Here is a 3,063-nt window from a genome sequence, read left to right as displayed (position 1 = left end):
TCTGGTATCTGTGATGGATAACCAAAAATTAAGGGTTGTAGCTCTTGAAATTGTTGAACTTTATTATTCCTCTACACCCAGCAGAGAGGCAGGGGAGCAGGGGAGCAGAGGGGCAGAGGAGATGGGGAAAGAATGCTAACGTTTCATTAACCAAGGTGTTGGGTTGGCAATCATATTTACTAGACCACCTAAAATTTGGTTGTAAGTTCCATATAGTTCTCTACCTGATTCGACAGAGAGATAGTTACATTTAACAGCGAACTCAATCCAAGTCTGAGTTTCAGCAGCTTCGGACTCGCAATCATTCAGTTTCGCTACAAAAGCTGCCTCATAACGACGTTTTCGCCAAGCTTCTGCCATATTTGCACACACAGAACGGGACGAGCGGCGAATCTGATCCGTTAATGAATAACGCTCTTCAACAGGAAACTTTTTGGAGAGTTCAAAGATTTTCATAGCGGCATCGAAAGCCATTTGATAAACTTTCAAATCTTTATGACTTTTAATAGGTTCTTTCTCCATCTCCTCTGCCCCTCTGCCCCTCTGCTCCTCTGCTCCTCTGCTCACTCCTTTTCCAACATGCGATCGCGGAGGGTGCATGTTGGCAACGGAATACAAACTATTACGCTGCCGATAAATTTTGTTTGTCTTGGGTATCGCCTTTGATGCGTAATCCAAGCGATAACCATTTACAGGGTGCTAACTTCCAGTTATAGTTACCCGTAACTTATTATATGCACAATGCAACTATAACTTTGACTTGGTGCAAAGATAGTTTACAAAAGTTGCTCAGGTGGTTGCCTTAGTCTATGGGAATAAAAAAGTTCAACAATTTCTGTTAAGTGCTTTACCCCGCTCCAAGCATCCGTCCAGAAATCGCTTGAAAGAGCCTGTACGCCTTACCCACGCTACGTTATTACTAGAGCGATCGCCACTTCGCCACTGGCTCATGATGGTTACGCCATCGCTGTTAAGCTCTTCAAAGATTTTTGGTCTTATTTCCCGGTAACTCTATTATTATCCAGTCATCAGTAATGAGGAGCATATTTTCCAGTGTTGTAGAGTTTCTTGTTCTTGACTAATAAATTTCGTCTTCTTCATCTAGCCAATCTTCATCCCAGAGAAGTTCATTGTAAACCTTAGTAGCTTGAGATATTTTTAGGTTGTGAGCTGCTGTCACACAATTTCTTGGTTGCCAGCCAATGAGGGCGTATCGAGCATGTAAATATCTGACAGCATTTTTGCAGTCATTAATTACTGGAATATCCTCAAAGATGTATTTTCGCAATTGGACTCCTAAACGAATTGCCTCCATTTCATAATTGTGAAAGTAGTGTTCTTCAGCATCAGGTGTAGAAATCAGTAATCCTCTTACCCAGGCATGATTTTTATAGATAGCCTTCGCTACAACTAAATTGACTTGTTTTGGTGTCCATTGGCTCCGAAGTAAAAAGTTATTTATTGCTGATTCATCATCTAAATCTATATCTACATTAGATTCTGAAAGTATTTCCGAGATATCTATATTTTCTAAGAACAGTTCGTACCACTCTTGAAAAGTTTCGGGACTAAATAGTTTTCTGGCTTCTTCAAATGAAATTTTCTCCCATCCAGCATCTGTAACTATTTCGTTACCAGTAGGAGCAATGAACAGATTCTTTTCTTCTACCATCCAAGGGAAGGGTGGATTGTGATTTTTTCTCTTTCGTTTACCCATTGAACTGCTATAGAGGATCACTCTTATTATCCTGTCTCCTATCCTACCTGACAAATTGAGTGTCTCTAGTCTATGAAAAGCGATGCTAATAGAAAGCATTACAAAAATAATTTGATTCCGAGGAAATCTAGTTAATATTAATTAGCTGAAGTAAAATATCTGGTTAGAGTCTTTATGTTTGATTTTCATCCTTTGCGACTACCATCAAAATATTTTAATATTTTCATTACAGTACTAACTTTTGTTTTATTTTTTTGGTTCACTCCTGTAGTTGCTCAAGCATTAACTAAAGCTCCAGTTATTTTGGATGGACAACAGCTTTTTCAGATCAGCGATTCTGGTCAGTATAGCGCTCAAGAACGGACAAATTTAATCAACTCACAATTAAAAAATGTGATTTCTGCTTCTGAGTCTATTCAAGTTAAAATTGAAAAACGCAACCAGCTACCTACTATTTTATTAAATGATCGCTATCTGTTAACAGTTACACAACAAGATACTTTACCAGGTAGTACACTCGATGAGCAGGCTAACATTTGGGCGCAGCAAATTGAAGGAGCGTTACAGGAAGCTCATTTAGAGAGAACTAAAACTTATCTTCAACGAACAACTTTTATAGCAGCAGCAATTTTACTCATAACTGTAGGATTTAGTTGGCTATTGGGATGGATTAAGCATCAATTTATCCGAGTAGCCTCACTTCGCCTAACAACTAGCAATGCTATACCTAATTCGGAAACACTTAAAGTATTAGAATTATTTTTCAAATTAGTGTTGGCAAGTATGCGGATCGGACTTTGGATGAGTGCGATTCTTTATATCACTAATCTCTTTCCTTTCACTCGTCAATGGAGCTACCAAATTTCAAATATCCTGATTACCAGTTTTACCTCACCTATTCTGACATTAGGAAAGAATCCTTACTCTCTTACTGAATTAATAGTTTTGGTTGGTTTATTGTTTGGCTTAGTTATCTTTGCTGGAACGTTAACCAATTTTTTACGTTCTCGGATTCTCTCTTTTACTGTCATCAATCGTGGCGCTCAAGAAGCGATTATAATACTTTTAAAATATGGTCTAATTTTTATTGGCACACTGGTACTGCTACAAATATGGGGGCTTGACATTAGCTCTTTGACAATTTTAGCAAGTGCTTTAAGCGTTGGAATTGGCTTTGGTTTACAGGATATTGCTAAGAATTTTGGCAGTGGTTTAGTACTAGTATTTGAGCGCCCGATTCAGGTTGGAGATTTTGTGGAAGTTGGGGAATATACAGGTATTGTCGAACGAATCGGTGCCAGAAGTACCGAGATTCGTACCCTTGACCACGTTTCAATTATTGTACC

At 38.5% G+C, this 3,063-nt stretch carries 4 protein-coding genes; 1 reads left to right on the top strand and 3 read right to left on the bottom strand.

What is annotated here, in order from left to right; all coding sequences use genetic code 11:
• Nucleotides 1-135: 135 nt before the first annotated feature.
• The 3 genes from CDG77_RS34365 to CDG77_RS34360 all read right to left on the bottom strand — a co-directional run bounded on the left by CDG77_RS34365 (nucleotide 136) and on the right by CDG77_RS34360 (nucleotide 1,738).
• The gene (locus CDG77_RS34365; protein WP_094333589.1) at nucleotides 136-522 is read right to left on the bottom strand and encodes a four helix bundle protein; all 387 of its coding nucleotides are present in this window, start codon (nucleotides 520-522) and stop codon (nucleotides 136-138) included.
• A 303-nt stretch (nucleotides 523-825) separates the two neighbouring features.
• Nucleotides 826-951, bottom strand: a complete 126-nt coding sequence (locus CDG77_RS38815) for a hypothetical protein (protein WP_256874753.1) — start codon at nucleotides 949-951, stop codon at nucleotides 826-828.
• A gap of 127 nt (nucleotides 952-1,078) precedes the next feature.
• Complete coding sequence (locus CDG77_RS34360; RefSeq protein ID WP_223270153.1) at nucleotides 1,079-1,738, bottom strand: hypothetical protein; 660 nt, start codon at nucleotides 1,736-1,738, stop codon at nucleotides 1,079-1,081.
• 153 nt (nucleotides 1,739-1,891) lie between these two features.
• Between CDG77_RS34360 and CDG77_RS34355 the strand changes: the two genes are divergently transcribed.
• Nucleotides 1,892-3,063 (top strand): mechanosensitive ion channel family protein (locus CDG77_RS34355; RefSeq protein WP_094333587.1); only part of this gene is annotated, 1,172 nt, incomplete at its 3' end.

This window comes from Nostoc sp. 'Peltigera membranacea cyanobiont' 213, from assembly GCF_002245975.1.
Classification (GTDB): Bacteria; Cyanobacteriota; Cyanobacteriia; order Cyanobacteriales; family Nostocaceae; genus Nostoc.
Note: the sequence above shows the minus strand (reverse complement) of the source record. Positions and strands in the feature narration are given on the sequence as shown.